Raw genomic sequence first — 20,177 nt, 5'->3', positions numbered from 1 at the left:
TTTACAGTGCGCCGGGCTCTTGGTCGCCAACCATCCCGGCGCCGGCCGGGCGGCCTTGCCGCCCGGCCGTTCTTTTTCGGCCGGGGCGCGGTGCCGCCGGCCCGCCGTTCCCGCGCCTCAGCCCCGCAGCGGCGCGAGGCGGTCCCGCAGCTCGGTGCCGACGCGGCGGACGGCGGGCCAGGGCCGAGGGCGGGGGGAGGGGATCGAGGCCAGCGGGGTCTCGAAGCGGCTGTGCAGCCGCAGCGTGGCCGGGCCGTCGGTGGGCAGCGGCAGCGGGGCCCCGAACTCCGTCACGGGCGTCGCGCCGTCCAGCGACCAGCCGGCGAAGGCGTCGGCGCCCTCGGAGGGCGCGAGCACGGTCACCTGGGTCGCGCCGTCGGCGGGCAGCGTCAGGCGCAGGCGGTTGGCGTAGGGCCGCACCACCGCGGTGGTCCCGGACACGTGGACGCGCGCGTTGGTCTCGGCCATCGTGCCCAGCGCCGTCCACTCGACGTCGCCCATGCGGTTGACGGCGTTGGCGGCGGCGGCCAGCGGCTCGAGGCCGCCGGCGACGTCGTCGTGGTGGCCGTAGAGCACGATCGGATGCCCGAGGAACGCGCGCAGCGCGAGGCCGTCGGCCTCCCAGTCCAGCGGCACGCGCGGCAGGACCGGGCAGCCCTCGACGAACGTCGCCGGGTCCCAGCCCGCCAGCGGGCGGTCGGCCGGCGGGTCCTCGGTCCACGGCAGCGGGTGGATCGCGCAGAGGCCGTCGTAGGGCAGCGCGCCCAACGCGCGCGCGGTCGACGGCGCGCACATGCCGTGCGGCGCGGTCATCACGTGGCTGACCGGCAGCCCCGCGGCGCGCTGGAAGGCGTCGATGCGCCGCAGCGCCTGGCCGCACAGCACGAGCGCCGCGTCGAGGTCGGCGGGCTGCATCAGCTCGCGCTTCTCGTGGTTGTTGCCGTGGAAGGCCAGCGACAGGCGGTCGGCGCGCTCGCGGAACAGGCGCACGGTCGGCCCGTGGGCGCCGAGGCGGTCCAGCGGGATCATCGCCATCGACGCGTGGTAGTTGTAGGCGTCGGCATGCGCGACCAGCTCGGCGAAGTCGATGTGGCCGTAGGTCGGCCGACGCAGGTTGGGGTCGTCGAAGAGGATCGCCGCGCGCACGGGCGGCTCCACGACGCCCGCCGGCTCGGCGACCGCGCGCAGGAACGACACCATGGCCAACAGCGACAGCCCGCGCGCGCCGTGCAGCGCGTCGCGCAGCGGCGCGTCCGGACCCAGCGCGAAGAGCGGCGCGGCCACGTGGTCGACCGGCGCGTGCGCGAGCCGTCGGGTCCAGACCGCGTCGCGGCCCGCGGTCGCCAGGACGATCGCGCCGTCGCCCGCGTCCAGCGACGCGCCCCCGGCCTGCGGCTCCTGCGGCGTGAGCGTGACGCCGCGCAGCCGCCGGTCCAGCTCCGGCGCGTCGGTCAGCGCCACCGCGCGCGGCGCGGCGGCCGCGGAACCCGCGCCGCGATCGGCGCCCAGCACCAGCAGCGGCACGGCCACCGCGCGCTCGCCCAGCGCTCCGCCGCCCAGCGCGATCACGCCGTGCGGCGGCCCGGCCTCGTCGGCCGGCCACCCCACGAAGTCCACCGGGAACGCCGCCGACAGCGCGCCCCACGTCCGCGCCTGCTCCTCCAGCGCCGCCGCGGGAGCGACGGCGACCCGCGCGCGCTCGATCACGAAACCCCGAGGCAGAGGTTGACCGCGCGGCGCGCGTAGAACCCGGCGGCCGAGGCGGCCAGCGTCATCGCGTCGCCGATCGAGCCGCCCCGCGTGGCCAGCCGCTCGGCGGAGTCGACCAGCGGCGCCAGCAGCGCCGACCAGCGCAGCTCGTCGGCCAGCTCCAGCGCCGCCGCGCTCGCCGCCCGGCGCGCGTCGGCGTCGCCCAGCAGCGCGTCGAGCGCGTCGGCCGTGGCCTCGACGTCGCCGGGCTCGACGAGCGTCGCCGCCCCGGCCCGCGCCATCTGGTCGGCGACCACGTCGCCCCGCGCCAGGACGCTCGGCAGCCCGGCCCAGATGTAGTCCATGTACCGGGCGCGCGCGGCCAGCGGCGACTCGTCGGCGCTGGCGTGCAGCGTCAGCCCGGCGTCGGCGTCGCGCAGGTAGCGATCGCGTCGGGCGTAGGGGACCCACTCCTCCAGGAAGAAGACGTGGCGCCCCTCCAGCCCGCGCTCGCGCGCCAGCTGCCGCGCCTCGTCGGCGGCGTTCAGCGTGGCGGTCAGCTCGTTGGGCGGCGGGCCGACGGTGATCACGAAGCGCACGTCGGGCCGGCGCTCGGCCAGCCGCTCGATCGCGCGGATCGCGGTCCCCGCGTCCAGCCAGCGCCAGACGCTGCCCCACCACAGCACCAGCGGGTCGTCGGCGCCGATGGCCGCGAAGCGATCGCGCAGCGGATGCTCGTCGACGAAGTCCGGCGCCTCGGGCAGGCCCATGCCCGCCAGCGTCAGCTCGGGCCCGCCGTCGCCGCGCCGCACGCCCGCCAGGTCGGCCACCGCGCGCTCGCGCTGGGGCTCGTTGGCGCAGACCACGATGTCGGCCGAGCGCAGCTGCAGCTGGCGCAGCTTGCGCCGCTGCGCGGTCAGCCGCCGCACCTTCCAGCCCGACCCCAGCGTGCTCAGCTCCAGGTCGACCGGGTCGTACAGGTCGGCGACGCGCACCTGGCGGCGCGCGGCCACGGCCAGCAGCAGGAACGGCGGCAGCAGCGGGCCGACGACGACGTCGTGGCGCAGCGCCTCGCGCACCAGCCGCCGCCGCGTGCGCGGGACGAGGCGGATGCCCTCGCGGACCTGCTCGCCCGCGACGTCGGCGATGACCGTCACGTCGTGGCGCGTCGCGAAGGCCTTGGCGATCTCCCAGCCGCGGATCTCCGGGCCGGCCGGCTTGTCGCCCGGCTCGCCCTGGATGATCACCAGCACGCGCCGGCGGTCGGCATCGGTCATCGCGGGGGCACCTCGTCGTGTCGCTCGGTCGGGTAGGTCGACGCCGCGGCCAGCGCGGCGAGGCTCAGGAAGACATAGGGCGCGTGCGGGAAGGCCATCGAGTCGAACAGCTGGCTGACGACGAGGAAGACGACGGCCGCCGACGCGGCGATCAGGTGCGGCGTCGCGGTCGTCGGATCGCGCCCGCGGATCCAGCGTCGGGCCACGGCGACCACCGAGGCCATGATCGCCATGTAGGACAACAGCCCGACGACGCCGATCATGACCAGGTACCCCAACAACTGGTTGTCGAGGATCCGGTAGCGCTGCTCGCTGTAGGCGCCGTAGCCGCGCCCGAGGATCGGGTGCAGGAAGACGTCGGGGCGGACCGCGTCGTAGTCGGCGGTGCGGTCGTTGACCGTGCTGACCGAGTGCAGTCGGTGCGAGTTGAACTGGATGAGCACCGACCCGAACGCGCCCGGGGACAGCACGTGCACGAGCACGAAGATCACCAGGCCCAGCGGCGCGAGGCGCAGCAGGCGGCGCGGGCGGAAGAAGACCAGGACGGCGATCGCGGTGACCGGCGCGATGATCGACGTCTTGCGGAACGTCGCGATCGCCGCGGCGAGGAACAGCGTCATCGCCAGCGCGTAGCCCAGGCGTGTGCGCGTCTTCTTGGCCTCGATCAGCCCGACGACCGCGATCGGCAGCGCCATCGCCAGCATCGACGTCAGCTCCAGCCCGTGCTGGGCCGGCCCGCGGATCAGGCGCCGGCCGATCTCGTCGACCGCGCCGAGCTGGTAGGTCGACGGCACCACGAACAGCTTCGGGATGAAGATCTTGCTCGAGAGGTCGTAGAAGACGTTGTAGTTGGTGTTGTACTCCCAGATCGTGCCGAGCGAGGCGACGATCGCGAGGATGAACGTGAACTTCAGGAACGCGCGGACCTCGCCCGGCCGGACGATGCTCGTCATCAACACGAAGAACGTGAGGTAGGCGAAGATCGTCAGCAGCTGCTTGATCGCCTCGTCCAGCTCGCGCGTCTGGTTGAGCACGTGCACGTTGACGACGATGCTCATGGCGCAGATCAGCACGAACGTCCCGAACGCGTAGTGCGGGGCGGTCATCTTCAGCCGCGGGCGGTTGCGCCCGCCGAAGATCTGCGCGACCACCCAGGCGCCGACGAGCACCGGCAGCAGCAGGCGGTCGAGCTCCATGTCGACCGGCCCCGAGAAGCGCAGCTTGATGGTGTTGAACGGGACCAGCCACAGCATCGCGATGAACGCGGCGACCAGCCACGGCTGCACGCGGCGCGTGTGCGGCCACAGGTCGGCCTGGCGCTCGGCGCCCGGGGCGGCGGGCGCGCCGCCGGTCCGGTCCGGGGCGGGGGACGCGACGGGCTCGCGCTCGGCCACGGCGGTCGCGGCGCCCGGCGCGCCCGGCCCGTGGTCCCAGGTGGTCAGCTCACTCAGGCTCATGCCCGCCCAGCCTCGACGGGGGGACCGTCTCGAGCTTCGGCAGCCACCAGTTCTTGCCGTCGCGGCGCTCGCGCTCGGCGTCCAGGGCCCAGCCGTGGCGGACGCGCAGGACGACGCGGAACGCGGCGCAGGCGACGACGAAGGAGATGAGGAACGTCAGCAGCCCGATCTCGATGTCGACGCTCGGGTTGACGACGCCGCCCTGCGCGCGACCGAACTGGATCAGGCGGGTGCGCGCCGTGGGCGCGATGCCCTCGCGGTCGGCCATCATCGTCAGGTAGTCGTTGAGGCCGTCGACCGCGGCGTTGGCCAGCCGGGCGGCGGCCTCGCCGGACGGCGCCTGCGCGGCGACGTAGATGATCGGCTGGGCCTCGTTGGAGGAGATCGCCAAGCGGTACTTGTCGGTCTCCTGGATGAGGTCGGTCGAGCGGCGCTCGGAGCCGGGCTCGGTCGCCGAGCGCGGCAGGTCGGCGCCCAGCGAGGCGTCGGCGACGATCGCGCGCTCCGGCACCCCGGCGCGCTGCGCGATGAACGCGCGCACCGGCGTGCTGGCCATGACGTTGCTGAGCAGGTCGGCGCGCGTGGTCAGCGACTGGAAGTCCTGGGTGTTGGCGCGCAGGTCCACGATCTTGGACTTCGGCGCGTCGACCATGACCGTCGTGGACGCGGCGCCGATCTGCAGGTGGCGCGGCGTCAGGCCGGGCGGCGCGATCGACAGGTGGTAGAGGCTCCACAGCGACATGACCACCGCGAACGCGAGGCAGAGTCCCGCGCCGAGCTTGTGCCGCCAGAGCTGATGGAGAAGCGCGCCGAGTCGCATGGTCAGTCACTCAACGCCGGGCCCGGCGTCGAACTTTCAGGACAGGACGATCTCCGCGCCCTCGCCGACGGCCAGCCGCAGCGACGCGGGCGGCGTGAGCGAGCGACGGACCTGCGCGCCGCGCCCGATGACGCTGGCCTCCAGGCGCCGGCCCAGGAACGCCAGGCGCGCGCCCGGGAGCACGATCGAGTACTCGACCTCGGCGCCCTCCAGCTCGACGTCGGCGCCGATCGAGGTCGACGGGCCGACGTAGGAGTCGACGATCCGCGCGCGCGGGCCGATGATCGCCGGCCCGCGGACCAGGCTGCGCTCGACGTGCGCGGTGGGGTGGATGACGACCGGGCCCTGGACGCGCGAGTCCAGCAGCGCCTCGGCGGCGACCGATGGGGTCAGCTCGGCCAGCACCCGGCGGTTGGCCTCGAGCAGCGAGTCCTGGCGGCCCAGGCACGGCAGGCAGCCGTCGACCTCCTGGACGCGGACGTGCCCGCCGCCCGCGGCGATGCGCGCCAGCGGGTCGTGGTCGGAGGCGCCGTCGGTGAGGATCGACACCGCGCGTCGGCTGAGCATCATCGAGCCGTCGTGCGGCGCGCCGGGCCGGTCGCCGTCGGGCAGGCCCGGCGTGCGCAGCGCCAGCGCGTCGAGCCGCTCGTCGGCGAACGCGGCGATGTGCGGGTGGATGCCCTCGCGCAGCACCGTCCCGGCGCGGCGGACCAGCACCGGCTCGTGGGCCATCAGGTCGCGGGACCGCGCCAGCGCCTCGGCCACCGGCGCGTGCGGCGCGCACTCGGCGTAGCGGACGGTCATCCGCCAGTCCTCGCCGTCGCCGACGGCGTCGCGGATCACCCCCGCGGTGCCCGGCTCGACCGCGATCGTGGTCTCCCGGACGCCCGCGGCGCGCAGCGCGTCGAGGTCGTGGAACAGCAGCGGGCGGTTGGCCACCGGCACGAGCGGCTTGGGCGTGGAGCGCACGCTGGCCCACGGCTGGTCGGGGCGGGCGGCGGAGGAGAGGACGAGGGCCTGGGCGATCTCCATGAAAACAGGAACGCGCGCGGATGCCCGCAGCTTCCGCGTACGACCGTTCATCATTCGCGCACCTCGCGGCGAACGGGGCCGCGCGGAAGCCCGAGGGGTCCTCCGACGTTCCTCGGGCATGGACCGCAAGCCGGCGACGCTGCTGCTCGTCAGCCCCGTCTTCAACGAGGCCGAGCACCTCGACCGCACCGCGCGCGCGATCGCCGCGCAGACCGTGCGGCCCGACCGCTGGATCATCGTCGACGACGACTCGTCCGACGACACCCTGGCGATCGCGCGGCGCTGGGAGGCCGAGCTGCCGTTCGTCACGGTGCTGCAAGCCGACGACGCCGAGGACGGCCCCGACCGCCTGGCGCTGGCCCGAGAGGCGCGCGCGTTCAACCAGGCGCTGCGCGTCGCCGGGTGGGAGGGCTACGACTACGTCGGCAAGCTCGACGGCGACGTCGAGCTGCCGCCGGAGTGGTTCGCGACGTTGTTGTCGCGGATGACCGAGGAGCCGGACCTCGGGATCGGCGGCGGGCGCCTGGTCGAGCCCTATCCCGACGGCTGGAAGATGATCCCGATCCCCGACCACCACGTGCACGGGGCGGTCAAGCTCTACCGGCGCGCGTGCCTGGAGGCGATCGGCGGCATCCCCGAGCGCCTGGCCTGGGACACGATCGACGAGACCTACGCGCGCATGCGCGGGTACCGGACGCTGAGCCTGCGCGAGCTGGTCGCCCGCCACCACCGCGTGTGGGGCTCGGCCGAGGGCCGGCTGCGCGGCAAGGCGCGCCACGGCGAGTGCGCCTACATCCTGCACCAGACCTGGACGTGGACGACCCTGCGGGTCTTCAAGCTCGGGCGCGTTCCACCCTATGTCGTCTCCGGGCTGGCCTACTTCTACGGCTACGCGCGCGCGGCGGCCCGCCGCACCGAGCGCGTCGACGACCCCGAGTTCCGCCGCTTCGTCCGCGCCGAGCTGCGCGGACGCCTGCGCGGTGGGGTCCGCGGACGCGTGGAAGATCCGGCGCCGGTGAGTCGTTGATGAGCAAGATGAGCACTCCACCGAACACGTCTGCTGAAGGCCCGCGCCTGTCGGGCGACCGCGTCCTCGTCACCGGCGGTGGCGGCGCGATCGGCTCCAACCTGGTCGACCAGCTCGTCGAGGCCGGCGCCGCGGAGATCGTCGTCCTGGACAACTTCGTCCGCGGCCGGCGCGACAACCTCGCGTGGGCGCTGGAGAACGGGCCGGTCACGCTCGTCGAGGGCGACATCTGCGACCGCGACCTCGTGCACGGCCTGACCGAGGGCAAGGACCTGGTCTTCCACCTGGCGGCGCTGCGCATCACGCAGTGCGCCGAGGAGCCGCGGCTGGCCAACGACGTGCTGGTCAACGGCACGTTCAACGTCATCGAGGCCGCCGCCGAGCACGACGTCCGCAAGCTCATCCTGTCGTCGTCGGCGTCGGTCTACGGCCTGGCCACCGACTTCCCGACGCGCGAGGACCACCACCCTTACGCCAACGACACGCTCTACGGCGCGGCCAAGGTCTACAACGAGCAGCTGCTGCGCAGCTACCACGCGATGACCGGGCTGGACTACGTCGCGCTGCGCTACTTCAACGTCTACGGCGAGCGCATGGACATCCACGGGCTCTACACCGAGGTGCTCGTGCGCTGGATGGAGCGCATCGCCGCCGGGCAGCCGCCGATCATCCTCGGCGACGGCAAGCAGACCATGGACTTCGTGTTCATCGCCGACATCGCGCGCGCCAACGTCCTGGCCGCGGCGTCCGACGTCACCGACGAGGTCTTCAACATCGCCTGCGCGACCGAGACGAGCCTCGGCGAGCTGGCCCAGATGCTGCTCAAGGTCATGGGGTCGGACCTCGACGTCGAGTACGGCCCGCCGCGCGCGGTCAACGGCGTGACGCGCCGCCTGGCCGACGTCTCCAAGGCCCGCGAGCAGCTCGGCTGGGTGCCGGAGATCGACCTCGAGGAGGGCCTGCGCCGCCTCGTCGCCTGGTGGCGCGCCGAGCGCGAGCACGAGGGCGTCCAGCCGTCGCCGGCGAAGGCCGCGTGACCATGGAGGTCCCGTTCGCCAAGCCGACGCTGACCGGCGAGGAGGGCGCCGCGGTCGCGGCGGTCATCGCCTCCGGCTGGGTCTCGCAGGGCCCCAAGGTCCAGGAGTTCGAGCGCCGCTTCGCGGAGCGCGTCGGCGCCGCCGAGGCGATCGCGGTGTCCAACTGCACGACCGCGCTGTCGCTGGCGCTGCACGTCGCGGGCGTCGGCCCGGGCGACGAGGTCATCGTGCCGTCGCTGTCGTTCATCGCCACCGCCAACTCGGTGTGGACGCTGGGCGCGACGCCGGTCTTCGCCGACGTCGACCCGTTGACCTACAACCTGGACGTCGCCGCCGCCGAGCGCGCGATCACGCCGAAGACCAAGGCCATCATGCCGGTCCACCAGGTCGGGCTCCCGGCCGACATGGACGCGTTCTTCGCGCTGGCCGACGCGCACGACCTGCAGATCGTCGAGGACGCGGCCTGCGCGGTCGGCGCGCTCTACAAGGGCCGGCCGATCGGCTCGCTGGGCCCGTCGGCGTGCTTCTCGCTGCACCCGCGCAAGGTCATCACCACCGGCGAGGGCGGGATGATCACCACCCAGGACGCCGAGCAGGCCGACCGCATGCGCAAGCTGCGCCAGCACGCGATGGACCTCTCGGACCTCGCGCGCCACTCGGCCAAGGGCGTGGTCTTCGAGGGCTATCCCGAGCGCGGCTTCAACTACCGGATGACCGACATGCAGGCGGCGCTGGGCCTCTGCCAGCTCGACGCGCTGGACGGCATCCTCGCCTCCCGCGCCCGCCTGGCCGCGCGCTACGACGAGGCGTTCGCCGCGGTCCCGTTCCTGCGGACGCCCTACGAGCCCGAGTACGCCCAGCGGACCTGGCAGTCCTACTGCGTGCGCGTCCTGCCGGGCGCGCCCGTGGAGCGGACCGAGTTGATGCAGCTGCTGCTCGACGAGGGCATCCCGACCCGGCGCGGCGTGATGGCGATCCACCACGAGGGCGCCTACCCGGGCGTCACCGCCGACCTGGCCCACACCGACGCGGCCGCCGCCGAGGTGCTGATGCTGCCGCTCTTCGCCGACCTGACCGACGAGCAGCAGGACCGCGTCATCGAGCGGGTGCTCGCGCACTGCACGGCGCTCGCCGCCTGACCTCCACCGCCCCGATCGACCCGCTTCCACCACCACGCCGCCGCGCAGAGAAGACCGTCATGGACGCGATCTCCACGAGCCATCCCGAAGTCCTCATCGCCGCGGGCGCCGACGCGTTCGTCGACGCCGCGCCGACGCGCCGGACCACCGCGGTGGCCTGCCGCGCGCTGGACGTCGCGGTCTCCGCCGTGCTGCTGATCGTGCTGGTGCCGGTCTTCGCCGTGATCGCCGTCGCGATCCGGCTCGACACGCCCGGCAGGGTCGTCTACCGCCAGAAGCGCGTCGGGCGCGGCCTCAAGCCGTTCACGCTCAACAAGTTCCGCTCGATGCACGACGGGGCCAGCCACGCCAAGCACCAGGCCTACGTCGAGGCGCTGATCAAGGGCGACCAGCCCGACCAGGGCGGCGACAAGCCGTTCTACAAGCTGTCGGAGGACGAGCGGGTCACGCGCGTGGGCCGCGTGCTGCGCAAGACGAGCCTCGACGAGCTGCCGCAGCTGTGGAACGTGCTGTGCGGGAACATGTCCTTGGTCGGCCCGCGGCCGTGCCTGCACTACGAGCTGGAGGCCTACCCGGCCCACTGGTTCGGGCGCTTCGCGGTCAAGCCCGGCATCACCGGCGCCTGGCAGGTCGGCGGCCGCTCGGAGATCGGGTTGGAGGACATGATCGCGTTGGACATCGAGTACGCGGCCCAGCGGTCGTTCTGGCTCAACGTCAAGATCCTGCTGCGCACCGTCCCGGTGGTGCTCAACCGCCGCGGCGCCGCATGACCGGCGCCGGCCGGCGCGCGCTGATCGTCAGCGAGAACGCGCCCGTCCCGTCGGACCGCCGCGTCTGGAACGAGGCGCGCGCGCTGCGCGACGCCGGCTGGCGGGTCAGCATCGTCTGCGCGATGGGCGAGACCCGCCACCGCGAGCCCCACGAGGTGCTCGAGGACATCGCGATCCACCGCTTCCCGCTGGAGCCCGCGAGCGGCGGCCTGGTCGGCTACGCCCGCGAGTACGGGCAGGCGCTGTGGCGGATCCGCGCGCTCGTGCGCCGCCTGGCGCGCGAGGAGCGCTTCGACGTCGTCCACGCCTGCAACCCGCCGGACGTGCTGCTGCTCGCCGCCCGGAGCCTGCGCCGCGACGGCACCGCCTTCGTCTTCGACCACCACGACCTGGTGCCGGAGCTCTACCGCGCGAAGTTCGGCGACGGCCGTAGCCCGATGCACGTCGTGGCGCGCGCGATGGAGCAGGTCGCGTTCCGGTCCGCGGACGTCGTGCTGTCGACCAACGGCTCCTACGCCGCGATCGCCACCGGCCGCGGCGGCCGCGCCTCCGAGGACGTCTTCGTCGTGCGCAACGGCCCCGACCTGGAGCGCTTCCGCCCGGTCGACCCCGACCCGTCGCTGCGCGCGGGCCGGCCGTTCCTGGTCGGCTACCTGGGCATCATGGGCGCGCAGGACGGCGTCGACCACGCGCTGCGCGCGCTGGCCTGGATGGCCGGGCGCCGCGACGACTGGCGCGGGATCCTCGTGGGGGAGGGCGACGCGCTGCCGGGCCTGAAGGCGCTGGCCGCCGAGCTGGGCATCGCCGACCGCGTGGACTTCGCGGGCTGGCGCGGCGACGACGACATCCGCCGCATCCTGTCGACCTGCGACGTCTGCCTGGCGCCCGATCCGCCGAGCCCGCTCAACGACGTCTCGACGATGATCAAGATCCCCGAGTACATGGCCATGGGGTGCCCGGTCGTCTCCTACGACCTGCGCGAGTCGCGGGTCTCGGCCGGCGACGCCGCGGTCTTCGTGGCCGGCGGCGACCACGCCGCGCTCGGCGCGGCGGTCTCCGAGCTGCTCGACGACCCGGCCCGCCGCGAGGCGATGGCCGCCGCCGGCCTGGCCGCCGTGCGCGACACGCTGGCCTGGCAGCACCAGGTCCCGGCGCTGCTGGCCGCCTACGAGCGCGCGGTGGAGCTGCGCGCGCCGGCGGCGCGGCGGCCCGTCGCGGCCTGAGCCGCGATCGCGCTCAGGTTCCCGACGAGGGCGACGGGGTCGCGCCGCTGCCCCAGCGCACGACCGCCGGCGAGTCGCCGTGGGCGAGGTAGCGCGTCGGCCGCCCGCTGCCGTCGGCCGCGGTCTTCCACACCGCGCCGTCGACGCCGTAGAGGACCTGGCGGTCGTCGAGCCACATCACCTGGTCGTCGACCGAGCGCGTCTCGGCCAGCGGCGTCTCGCGCATCGTCTTGAGGTCCAGGACGGTCAGCCGCCACGGCGCGCTCGACGAGCCGGTGCGCTTCTTGTAGGCGATGCGCGTGCCGTCGGGCGACAGCGACGGGCACTCCACGTTGGTGTGCAGCGTGCGCGCCGTCCGCGAGCGGATCGAGCCGCGGATCAGGTAGGTCTTGCCGCCGGTCGCGAGCGTCGCGTAGAACGTGTCGTCGTCGGACGCGAACGTCACGCCCCAGTAGTTGACGTCGACCGCGGTGATCTGGTCGTCGCCGTCGAAGGTCGTGAACTTCTCGAGGTCGGCGATCTTGCGCCCGTCCTGCATGTCGATGAGCGTCGTCTGCGTCGAGAACGTCCCCGGCGCGGCGTAGGCGTGGCCGGCGACGAACAGCGTCACCGCGCCGTAGCGGCCGTCGGGGGAGACGCGCGCGCGGCTCGGGATGCCCTCGACCGGCACGTTGGCGGTCACGTGCATGGAGGTGTCGAACAGCGCCGCGCGGTAGCCGGCGGCGAAGCCGCTGCTGCGCGTCAGGCAGATCCCGCGCCCGCCGGAGAACGCGACGCGGTCGCAGCTCAGCGACGTGTTGACCGGCGTGGCCGCCGGGTCGGAGACCGGGGCGATCGCGATCTGCCCGCGGTGGTCCAGGCGCCGGTAGACGACGACGGGCCGGTCGGCCGACCTCGCGTCGGTCAGCGCCGTGCTCGCCCCGGCCGAGACCTTGGCGCTCGAGCCGCCCGAGTGCGCGCCCGCGAGGATCGCCACGCCGGCGCCCACCACGCAGAGCGCGAGCAGGACGCCGAAGGCGATGAGCCGCGTGCGGCTAGACGTGGGCGGGGACACGCGTGCGGTGGAGGACGAACGCGGCCAGGGCGATCGCCGCGCACAGCGCCAGGCCGAAGGCGGCCAGCGCGTCGTGGATCCCGATCAGGGTCCACAGCGAGCCGAACAGGATCGAGGCGACGAGGCGGGCGATGTTCGTCACGGTACCGACCAGGGCCAGCCCGCTGCCCCGCACCTCGTCGGGCACGACGCTGGAGGCCAGCGCCATGATCACGCCGTCGGTGGCCGCGTAGTAGGTGCCGAGCAGGCCGAGGCCCGCCGCCAGGACGCCCCAGCCGCCCAGCGGCTGCAGGATCACCGCGTAGGTGGCCAGCAGCGTCGCGTAGCCGCAGAGCAGCACGCGGCCGCGCCCGAAGCGGTCGGCCAGGCGGCCCATCGGGACCGCCAGCACCATGAACGTGAGCGAGCTGCCCACGAACAGCAGCGGGAACAGCGAGTTGCCCAGGTCGAGCTTGCGCTGCAGCGCCAGGAAGAGGAACGCGTCGCTGGCGGTGGCCAGGCTCAGCGCGGCGGCCGCGATCAGCAGCCCGCCGAAGCGCGGGACCCGCAGCAGGCGTCCGGCGGCGGCCAGCGACGGCCGCTCCTGCTCGTCGGCGTCCTCGCCGCCGGGCCGCAGCGCCGGCGCGCGGACGAACAGCACGATGATCGCGAAGCCGAGGATCGCGATGAAGAAGCTGACCAGGAAGATCGAGTTGAAGGCCAACGGCGCCGCGGCGAGGATCAGGAACGCGACCAGCGGGCCGATCATCGCGCCGGTCGTGTCCAGCGCGCGGTGCACGCCGAAGGAGGCGCCGAGCTGGTCCTTGGGCGTCGACAGCGAGATCATCGCGTCGCGCGGCGCGGTCCGGATGCCCTTGCCGACGCGGTCCAGCAGCACGACCGTGCCGATCGCCGAGACCGCGGTGCCGATCGTCGCCAGCAGCAGCTTGCAGATCGCCGACAGGCCGTAGCCGCCGGCCGCGACCTCCTTGTGGCGGCGCAGGCGGTCGCCGACCATCCCGCTCAGCAGGCCGACGAGCGCGGCGGCGCCGTTGTAGATGCCGTCGACGACGCCGAAGGCCAACGGCGAGAAGCCGCCGACCGAGATGAGGTACAACGGCAGGATCGTCACGACCATCTCCGAGGAGATGTCGGTGAGCAGGCTGGTGATGCCGAGCAGGACGACCGTGCGCGGCACCGCCGCGGCGCGGTCGGTGGCCAGCAGGCGGCGGTGGGCCTTCAGGAAGGCCGTGGAGTTCGAGACCTGGTACATGAGCTAGCGGTCGAGCCGGCGGACGGCGGTGGTGGCGAACTTCAGGGCGGTCACGCACGGCGCGCCGACGCTGAGCGTCTGGCCGCGCTTGATCGAGACGTAGAGGACCGAGCGCCCGCAGACGGCACGGTGCCCGGTGACCTTCAGCTTCGACGCCTGCTGGACCTGGCGGCTGAGCGCCGACAGCGACTGCGTGGTCACCGCCAGCGACACGGACGTCCGCCCGTCCCGCGAGCGGTAGACGCAGCTCGGCCCCAGCGGCGCCTCGACGGGCTCGGCGATCGCGGTGCGCATGATCGCCCGGGCCTGGGACTTCGTCACCAGGTTGCACGGGGTGAAGCGCCGCGCCGGCTTGCTGGTCTGCTTCTGCAGCAGCGTGGCGTAGCCGGGCTTGACCGCCGCGCCCTTCTCGTTGGCGGCGTGCTCGGACTGGGGCGTGGCGGGCACCGGGTTGTCCGGCGAGCCGAGCGGGCCCCGCTGCGCGTGGCGGTCGCCGCCACCGCCGCAGCCGGCCAGCAGCGCGGCGGCCAGGAGCGCGGTCGTGAGGGGGGCGAAGGTCTTCATCTCGCTCGACCAACGTCGGACCCGCGGCGTTTTTCACGCGAGGGTCTCGAAGTGGTGCATAAGCGCGGGCGAAAGACCCGGTTGGCGGACCCAGACGAAGGTCGAGGATTTGCCCTGGTGGGCGCCTAAGCCGTGCACGCGTCGGCTTTGATTGGCGTTGATCGTCTGGATGACGAGCACCCGAGTGGTTCTCGCAACGACCGCTCGCTCCCTGGACAAAGGCCCCCTCATGAACCGTCGCACCTTTTCCGTCGCTGCCCCGCACACCCGCACCGGCACGCTCATGCTGGTCGCCGCGCTGTTGGCGTTCCTCGCGCTGGCCGCGCCGCGCGCCGCGCGCGCGGACGCCTGCACCGCGCCGGTCACCAACCCGGTCGCCTGCGAGAACAGCCAGACGGGATCGGCCCCCTCGGACTGGCAGGTCGACGGCGAGGGCTCCTCGACGATCCAGGGCTTCGCCACCAGCCAGAGCGTCAACAAGGGCGACACGATCGGCTTCAAGATCAAGTCGTCGACGACCAGCTACCACATCGACATCTACCGGCTGGGCTACTACGGCGGCCTCGGCGCGCGCCTGTGGCAGGGCAACCTGACGCCGACCAACACGGCCACCCAGCCCGCCTGCACGGTCGACAACCACCCCGACCAGCCGTCGTTGAACACCGGCCTGATCGACTGCGGCAACTGGAACGTGTCGCGCACCTGGACGGTCCCGTCCAACGCGGTCTCGGGCGTCTACGAGGCGCACCTGGTCCGCAACGACGGCCAGGGCGACAGCAAGATCCTCTTCGTCGTCCGCGACGACTCCAGCCACTCCGACATGCTCGTGTCGACGTCGGACTCCACGTGGCAGGCCTACAACAGCTACGGCGGCAACAGCCTCTACACGTGCACGGTCTCCTGCCCGCCCGGCGACCCGTACGCCTACAAGTCCGCGTTCAAGGTGTCCTACAACCGCCCGCTGGACACCGAGGACACCAACCCGCCCTCCTCGTTCTTCGGCGGCGGCGAGTACCCGATGGTGCGGTTCCTGGAGGCCAACGGCTACAACGTCACCTACACCTCCAGCGCCGACGTGGGCAGCCGCGCCTCGCTGCTGCTCAACCACAAGATCTTCATGAGCAGCGGCCACGACGAGTACTGGTCGCAGTCCCAGCGCGACGCGGTCACGGCGGCCCGCAACGCCGGCGTCAACCTCGCGTTCTTCTCCGGCAACGAGATCTACTGGCGCACGCGCTGGGAGAACAGCATCGCCGGGACCACGACGGCCAACCGCACGCTCGTCGCCTACAAGGACACGCACTTCAACGCGCCCACGGACCCCGTCTCCTGGACCGGCGCCTGGGCGGACCCGCGCTACACGGCGGCCAACAGCGGCATCGAGCCCGCCAACTCGCTCTCGGGCCAGATGTTCGTGGTCAACGCGGGCACGACCGACATCAAGGTCCCACAGGCCTACGGCAAGCTGCGGCTGTGGCGCAACACCGCCGCGGCGACGCTGGGCACCAACCAGACGCTGACGCTGGCGCCCCGGACGCTGGGCTACGAGTGGGACGTCGACGCCGACAACGGCTTCCGGCCCGCGGGCACGATCGACCTGTCCTCGACGACGGCCAGCGGCCTGGAGTCGTTCACCGACTACGGCTCGTTCACCAACGCCAACGACACGCGCACGCACAACATGACGCTGTACAAGGCGTCCAGCGGCGCGCTGGTCTTCGGCGCGGGCACCGTGCAGTGGTCGTGGGGCCTGGACCAGGAGAGCGCCGCCTACAACACGCCTGACCGCAACATGCAGCAGGCGACGATCAACCTGTTCGCCGACATGGGCGTGCAGCCCTACGCGGTGCTGCCCGGCCTGTCGACCGCGACCAAGTCCACCGACACGTCGGCGCCGACGGCGACGATCACCTCCAAGCCGACCTCGGCGGCCGACGGCTCGAAGGTCACGCTGGCGGGCACGGCGACCGACACCGGCGGCGGCATCGTCGCGGGCGTCGAGGTCTCGACCGACGGCGGCACGACCTGGCACCCGGCGACCGGCACGTCGAGCTGGACCTACCAGTGGACGGTCCACGGCGCGCCCACCGCGACGATCAAGGTCCGCGCCACCGACGACAGCGCCAACATGCAGGCCAACCCGACGACCGCGACGGTCTCGGTGACCTGCCCGTGCTCGGTCTGGGGCACGAGCTACACGCCGCCCAACGTGGTCGCCGACGACAACACGCCGGTCGAGGTCGGCGTGAAGTTCACCGCCGACAGCTACGGCGCGGTCACCGGCGTGCGCTTCTACAAGATGACCGGCAACACCGGCACGCACATCGGCAACCTCTGGACCTCGGACGGGACGCGCCTGGCCACGGCGACGTTCACCAACGAGTCGGCCACCGGCTGGCAGACCGTGACGTTTCCGACGCCGGTCCCGGTCCTGCCGGGCCAGACCTACGTCGCGTCCTACTACGCGCCCGCCGGCGACTACGCGGCGACCGCCAACTACTTCTGGCGCAACCCCGCCCCGGTGCCCGAGGGCGGCGCGATCAACGACTCCCCGCCGCTGCACTTCCCGCGCGGCTCCAGCACGGGCCTCTTCAGCTACAGCGGCACGAGCACGTTCCCGACGTCGTCGTTCAACGCCGGCAACTACTGGGTCGACGTGACCTGGACGCCGATCGCCGCGGCCGGGCAGGTCACGGGCGTGACCGCCACGGCCGGCAAGGGCTCGGCGACGGTCTCCTGGACCGCCCCGTCCTCCGGCGGCGCGCCGTCCTCCTACGTCGTCACGCCCTACGTCGGCACGACGGCCAAGACCGCGACGACGGTCTCCGGCGTCCCGACGCCGCCGACGACCACGACGATCTCGGGCCTGACGCCGGGCACGACGTACACGTTCAAGGTCACGGCGACCAACCCGACGGGCTCGGGCCCGGCGTCCAACGCCTCCAACGCGGTGACGCCGACGGCGCCGACCGCGCCGGCGGCCCCGACCGGCGTCAGCGCCGAGCCGGCGACGAGCTCGGCCCGCGTCACCTGGACGGCGTCGAGCACCGACGGCGGCAGCCCGATCACCGGCTACACGATCACGCCGTACATCGGGACGACCGCGCAGGCGACGACGACGGCCGCGGCGTCCGCGACGAGCGCGACGGTGACCGGCCTGACCAACGGCACGACCTACACCTTCAAGGTGACGGCGACCAACGCCATCGGGTCGACGGCCTCCGATCCGTCCGCCGCGGTGACGCCCGCCCAGTCGATCTTCGACCTGACCGTGCCGTCGGTCGTCGACGGCGGCGACGGCACCTCGGTCGAGCTGGGCGTCAAGTTCAAGTCCGACACGTTCGGCGCGATCAGCGGCCTGCGCTTCTACAAGGCGCCGGGCAACACCGGCACGCACGTCGGGTCGCTGTGGGCCTCCGACGGCACGCTGCTGGCGCGGGCGACGTTCACCTCCGAGTCGGCCTCCGGCTGGCAGCGGGTGAGCTTCGACCAGCCGGTGCCGATCACCGCGAACACGACCTACGTCGCGTCGTACTTCGCGCCGGTCGGCCACTACTCGATCACGCCCCAGGGCCTGGCCTCCGGCGTCGACAACGGCACGCTGCACGCGATCGCCAACTCGTCGAGCGCCAACGGCCTGTACGTGTACCGCTCGACGCCGGGCTTCCCGACCGGGTCGTTCAACGCGGCCAACTACGGCGTCGACGTGATGTTCACGTCGATGTCGGTGCCGGGCACGGTCACGGGCGTGACCGCGACGGCCGGCCGGTCCTCCGCCTCGGTGTCGTGGACCGCGCCGTCCTCCGGCGGCACGCCCACCTCCTACGAGGTGACGCCGTACGTCGGCGCGACCGCGCAGACGACCAAGACGGTCACGGGCACCCCGTTGGCGACGACCGCGACGGTGAGCGGCCTGACCCCGGGCACGAGCTACACCTTCAAGGTGCGGGCCGTGAACCCGGCGGGCAACGGCCAGATGTCCTCGGCGTCCAACGCGGTCACGCCGACGGCGGCGACCGCGCCCGACGCGCCGACCGGCGTCACGGTGGCCACCGGCAACGCGACGGCGAAGCTGACGTGGAGCCCGCCGGCCTCCGACGGCGGCAGCGCGATCACCGGCTACACGGTCACCCCGTACGTCAACGGCGTGGCGCAGACCACGACGACCGCGGGCGCCTCGGCGACCAGCGCGACGATCACCGGCCTGGCCAACGGCACGCCGTACACGTTCAAGGTCTCGGCGACCAACGGCGTCGGCTCGACCGCCTCGACGGCCGGCGCCGCCGAGACGCCCGGCAGCACGCTGCTGGACTTCGGCACGCCGGCCACGCCCGACGTCAACGACAACGACGGCGTCGAGGTGGGCGTCAAGTTCAAGACCGACACCGCCGGCCAGGTCACCGGCCTGCGCTTCTACAAGTCCTCCAACAACGGCGGCACCCACGTGGGCACGCTGTGGGCGGCCAACGGGACGCAGCTCGCGCGGGCCACGTTCACCGGCGAGTCCGGCTCGGGCTGGCAGACGGTGGACTTCAGCGCGCCGGTCGACGTGGCCGCCAACACGACCTACGTCGCGTCGTACTTCGCGCCGCAGGGCCACTACTCGGCGACCGGCCAGGCCTTCTCGACCGCGTTGGACAACGCGCCGCTGCACGCGATCGCCGACGGCGTGAGCGCCAACGGCGTCTACGGCTACACCTCGGCGCCGAGGTTCCCGGTCAGCAGCTTCAACGCGGCCAACTACTGGGTCGACGTGCTGTTCACCGCGACGGCGGCGCCCGACGCGCCGACCGGCGTGACCGCGACGGCGGGCAAGAGCGCGGCGGACGTGTCCTGGACGGCGCCGTCCGGCGGCACGACCCCGACCTCCTACGAGGTCGTCCCGTACGTCGGGTCGGTCGCGCAGACCTCGAAGGTCGTCAGCGGCAGCCCGCTGTCGACGAGCACGACGATCAACGGCCTGACCGCGGGCACGAGCTACACGTTCAAGGTCCGCGGCATCAACGGCGGCGGCAACGGCGTCCTGTCGTCGGCCTCCGGCGCGGTCACGCCGTTCGACTCGGTCGCGCCGGACGCGCCGACGAACGTGTCGGCCGCGGCGGGCGCGGCCTCGGCGCGCGTGAGCTGGACGGCGCCGGCCTCCGACGGCGGCAGCGCGATCAGCAGCTACACGATCACGCCGTTCCTCGGCGGCACCGCCCAGGCGACGACGACGGCCTCCGGCTCGGCGACGTCGGCCACGGCGACCGGCCTGACCAACGGCACGGCCTACACCTTCAAGGTGACGGCCAACACGGCGGCGGGCTCGACGACCTCCGACGCCTCCGGCGCGGTGACGCCCGGCACGACGCTGCTCGGGTTCGCCACGCCCGGCACGCAGGACGCCGGGGACGCCGACGCCATCGAGCTGGGCGTGAAGTTCAAGAGCGACGTGGACGGCCAGATCACCGGCATCCGCTTCTACAAGGCGACCGCCAACACCGGCACGCACGTGGCCACGCTGTGGACCGCGGGCGGGACGGCGCTGGCGCGGGCCACGTTCAGCGGCGAGTCGGCCAGCGGCTGGCAGAGCGTCGACTTCGCCTCGCCGGTGACGGTCACCGCCGGGACGACCTACGTCGCCTCCTACCGCGCGCCCAACGGCCACTACTCGGCCACCGGCCAGGCCTTCGCCTCGGCGATCGACAACGCGCCGCTGCACGGGATCGCGGACTCGGTGTCCTCCAACGGCATGTACGCCTACGTGTACAACACCAACCCGGTGTTCCCGTACGGCAGCTTCAACGCCACCAACTACTGGGTCGACGTGCTGTTCACGGCAGGGTCGGGCACCTGA

At 73.1% G+C, this 20,177-nt stretch carries 14 protein-coding genes; 6 read left to right on the top strand and 8 right to left on the bottom strand.

The window, feature by feature from the left end; all coding sequences use genetic code 11:
* Window positions 1–117: 117 nt before the first annotated feature.
* Genes VFG42_RS15750 through VFG42_RS15730 form a run of 5 tightly spaced genes read right to left on the bottom strand, consistent with a single transcriptional unit; the run spans window position 118 to window position 6,275 of the window.
* Window positions 118–1,707, bottom strand: coding sequence for a hypothetical protein (locus tag VFG42_RS15750; RefSeq protein WP_324909708.1), 1,590 nt, complete (start codon window positions 1,705–1,707; stop codon window positions 118–120).
* Window positions 1,704–2,966, bottom strand: coding sequence for a glycosyltransferase (locus VFG42_RS15745; protein WP_324909707.1), 1,263 nt, complete (start codon window positions 2,964–2,966; stop codon window positions 1,704–1,706). The genes VFG42_RS15750 and VFG42_RS15745 overlap by 4 nt, the downstream gene beginning before the upstream one ends.
* Window positions 2,963–4,423: an O-antigen ligase family protein gene (locus tag VFG42_RS15740; protein ID WP_324909706.1), complete on the bottom strand. Its 1,461-nt coding sequence runs from the start codon at window positions 4,421–4,423 to the stop codon at window positions 2,963–2,965. The genes VFG42_RS15745 and VFG42_RS15740 overlap by 4 nt, the downstream gene beginning before the upstream one ends.
* Complete coding sequence (locus VFG42_RS15735; protein WP_324909705.1) at window positions 4,410–5,243, bottom strand: hypothetical protein; 834 nt, start codon at window positions 5,241–5,243, stop codon at window positions 4,410–4,412. The genes VFG42_RS15740 and VFG42_RS15735 overlap by 14 nt, the downstream gene beginning before the upstream one ends.
* Before the next feature lie 36 nt (window positions 5,244–5,279).
* A complete protein-coding gene (locus VFG42_RS15730) occupies window positions 5,280–6,275 on the bottom strand; it encodes an NDP-sugar synthase (protein ID WP_324909704.1) in 996 nt (331 codons plus the stop codon).
* A 118-nt stretch (window positions 6,276–6,393) separates the two neighbouring features.
* Between VFG42_RS15730 and VFG42_RS15725 the strand changes: the two genes are divergently transcribed.
* Genes VFG42_RS15725 through VFG42_RS15705 form a run of 5 tightly spaced genes read left to right on the top strand, consistent with a single transcriptional unit; the run spans window position 6,394 to window position 11,471 of the window.
* Window positions 6,394–7,302 (top strand): glycosyltransferase family A protein, encoded by a 909-nt coding sequence (locus tag VFG42_RS15725; RefSeq protein ID WP_324909703.1) that lies wholly within the window; start codon window positions 6,394–6,396, stop codon window positions 7,300–7,302.
* An 8-nt stretch (window positions 7,303–7,310) separates the two neighbouring features.
* The gene (locus tag VFG42_RS15720; RefSeq protein WP_324909702.1) at window positions 7,311–8,339 is read left to right on the top strand and encodes an NAD-dependent epimerase/dehydratase family protein; all 1,029 of its coding nucleotides are present in this window, start codon (window positions 7,311–7,313) and stop codon (window positions 8,337–8,339) included.
* A gap of 2 nt (window positions 8,340–8,341) precedes the next feature.
* Window positions 8,342–9,478, top strand: coding sequence for a DegT/DnrJ/EryC1/StrS family aminotransferase (locus tag VFG42_RS15715; RefSeq protein ID WP_324909701.1), 1,137 nt, complete (start codon window positions 8,342–8,344; stop codon window positions 9,476–9,478).
* Window positions 9,479–9,537: 59 nt separating this feature from the next.
* Entirely contained in the window at window positions 9,538–10,248 is a 711-nt protein-coding gene (locus VFG42_RS15710; protein ID WP_324909700.1) for a sugar transferase, read from the top strand.
* The gene (locus VFG42_RS15705) at window positions 10,245–11,471 is read left to right on the top strand and encodes a glycosyltransferase family 4 protein (protein WP_324909699.1); all 1,227 of its coding nucleotides are present in this window, start codon (window positions 10,245–10,247) and stop codon (window positions 11,469–11,471) included. The genes VFG42_RS15710 and VFG42_RS15705 overlap by 4 nt, the downstream gene beginning before the upstream one ends.
* Window positions 11,472–11,484: 13 nt before the next feature.
* Here VFG42_RS15705 and VFG42_RS15700 read toward each other — a convergent pair whose 3' ends face one another.
* From VFG42_RS15700 to VFG42_RS15690, 3 genes are read right to left on the bottom strand one after another with little or no spacing between them, the layout of a single operon-like run.
* A complete protein-coding gene (locus tag VFG42_RS15700) occupies window positions 11,485–12,525 on the bottom strand; it encodes a hypothetical protein (protein WP_324909698.1) in 1,041 nt (346 codons plus the stop codon).
* Entirely contained in the window at window positions 12,506–13,777 is a 1,272-nt protein-coding gene (locus tag VFG42_RS15695; protein ID WP_324909697.1) for an MFS transporter, read from the bottom strand. Before VFG42_RS15695 ends, VFG42_RS15700 begins: the two co-directional genes overlap by 20 nt.
* 3 nt (window positions 13,778–13,780) lie before the next feature.
* Complete coding sequence (locus tag VFG42_RS15690; protein ID WP_324909696.1) at window positions 13,781–14,341, bottom strand: DUF3558 family protein; 561 nt, start codon at window positions 14,339–14,341, stop codon at window positions 13,781–13,783.
* A gap of 229 nt (window positions 14,342–14,570) precedes the next feature.
* On the opposite strand from VFG42_RS15690, the gene VFG42_RS15685 reads away from it, so the two are divergent.
* Window positions 14,571–20,177, top strand: a complete 5,607-nt coding sequence (locus VFG42_RS15685) for a DUF4082 domain-containing protein (RefSeq protein ID WP_324909695.1) — start codon at window positions 14,571–14,573, stop codon at window positions 20,175–20,177.

This window comes from Baekduia sp. (assembly GCF_035685985.1).
In the GTDB taxonomy this organism is placed as follows: Bacteria; Actinomycetota; Thermoleophilia; order Solirubrobacterales; family Solirubrobacteraceae; genus Baekduia.
Note: the sequence above shows the minus strand (reverse complement) of the source record. Positions and strands in the feature narration are given on the sequence as shown.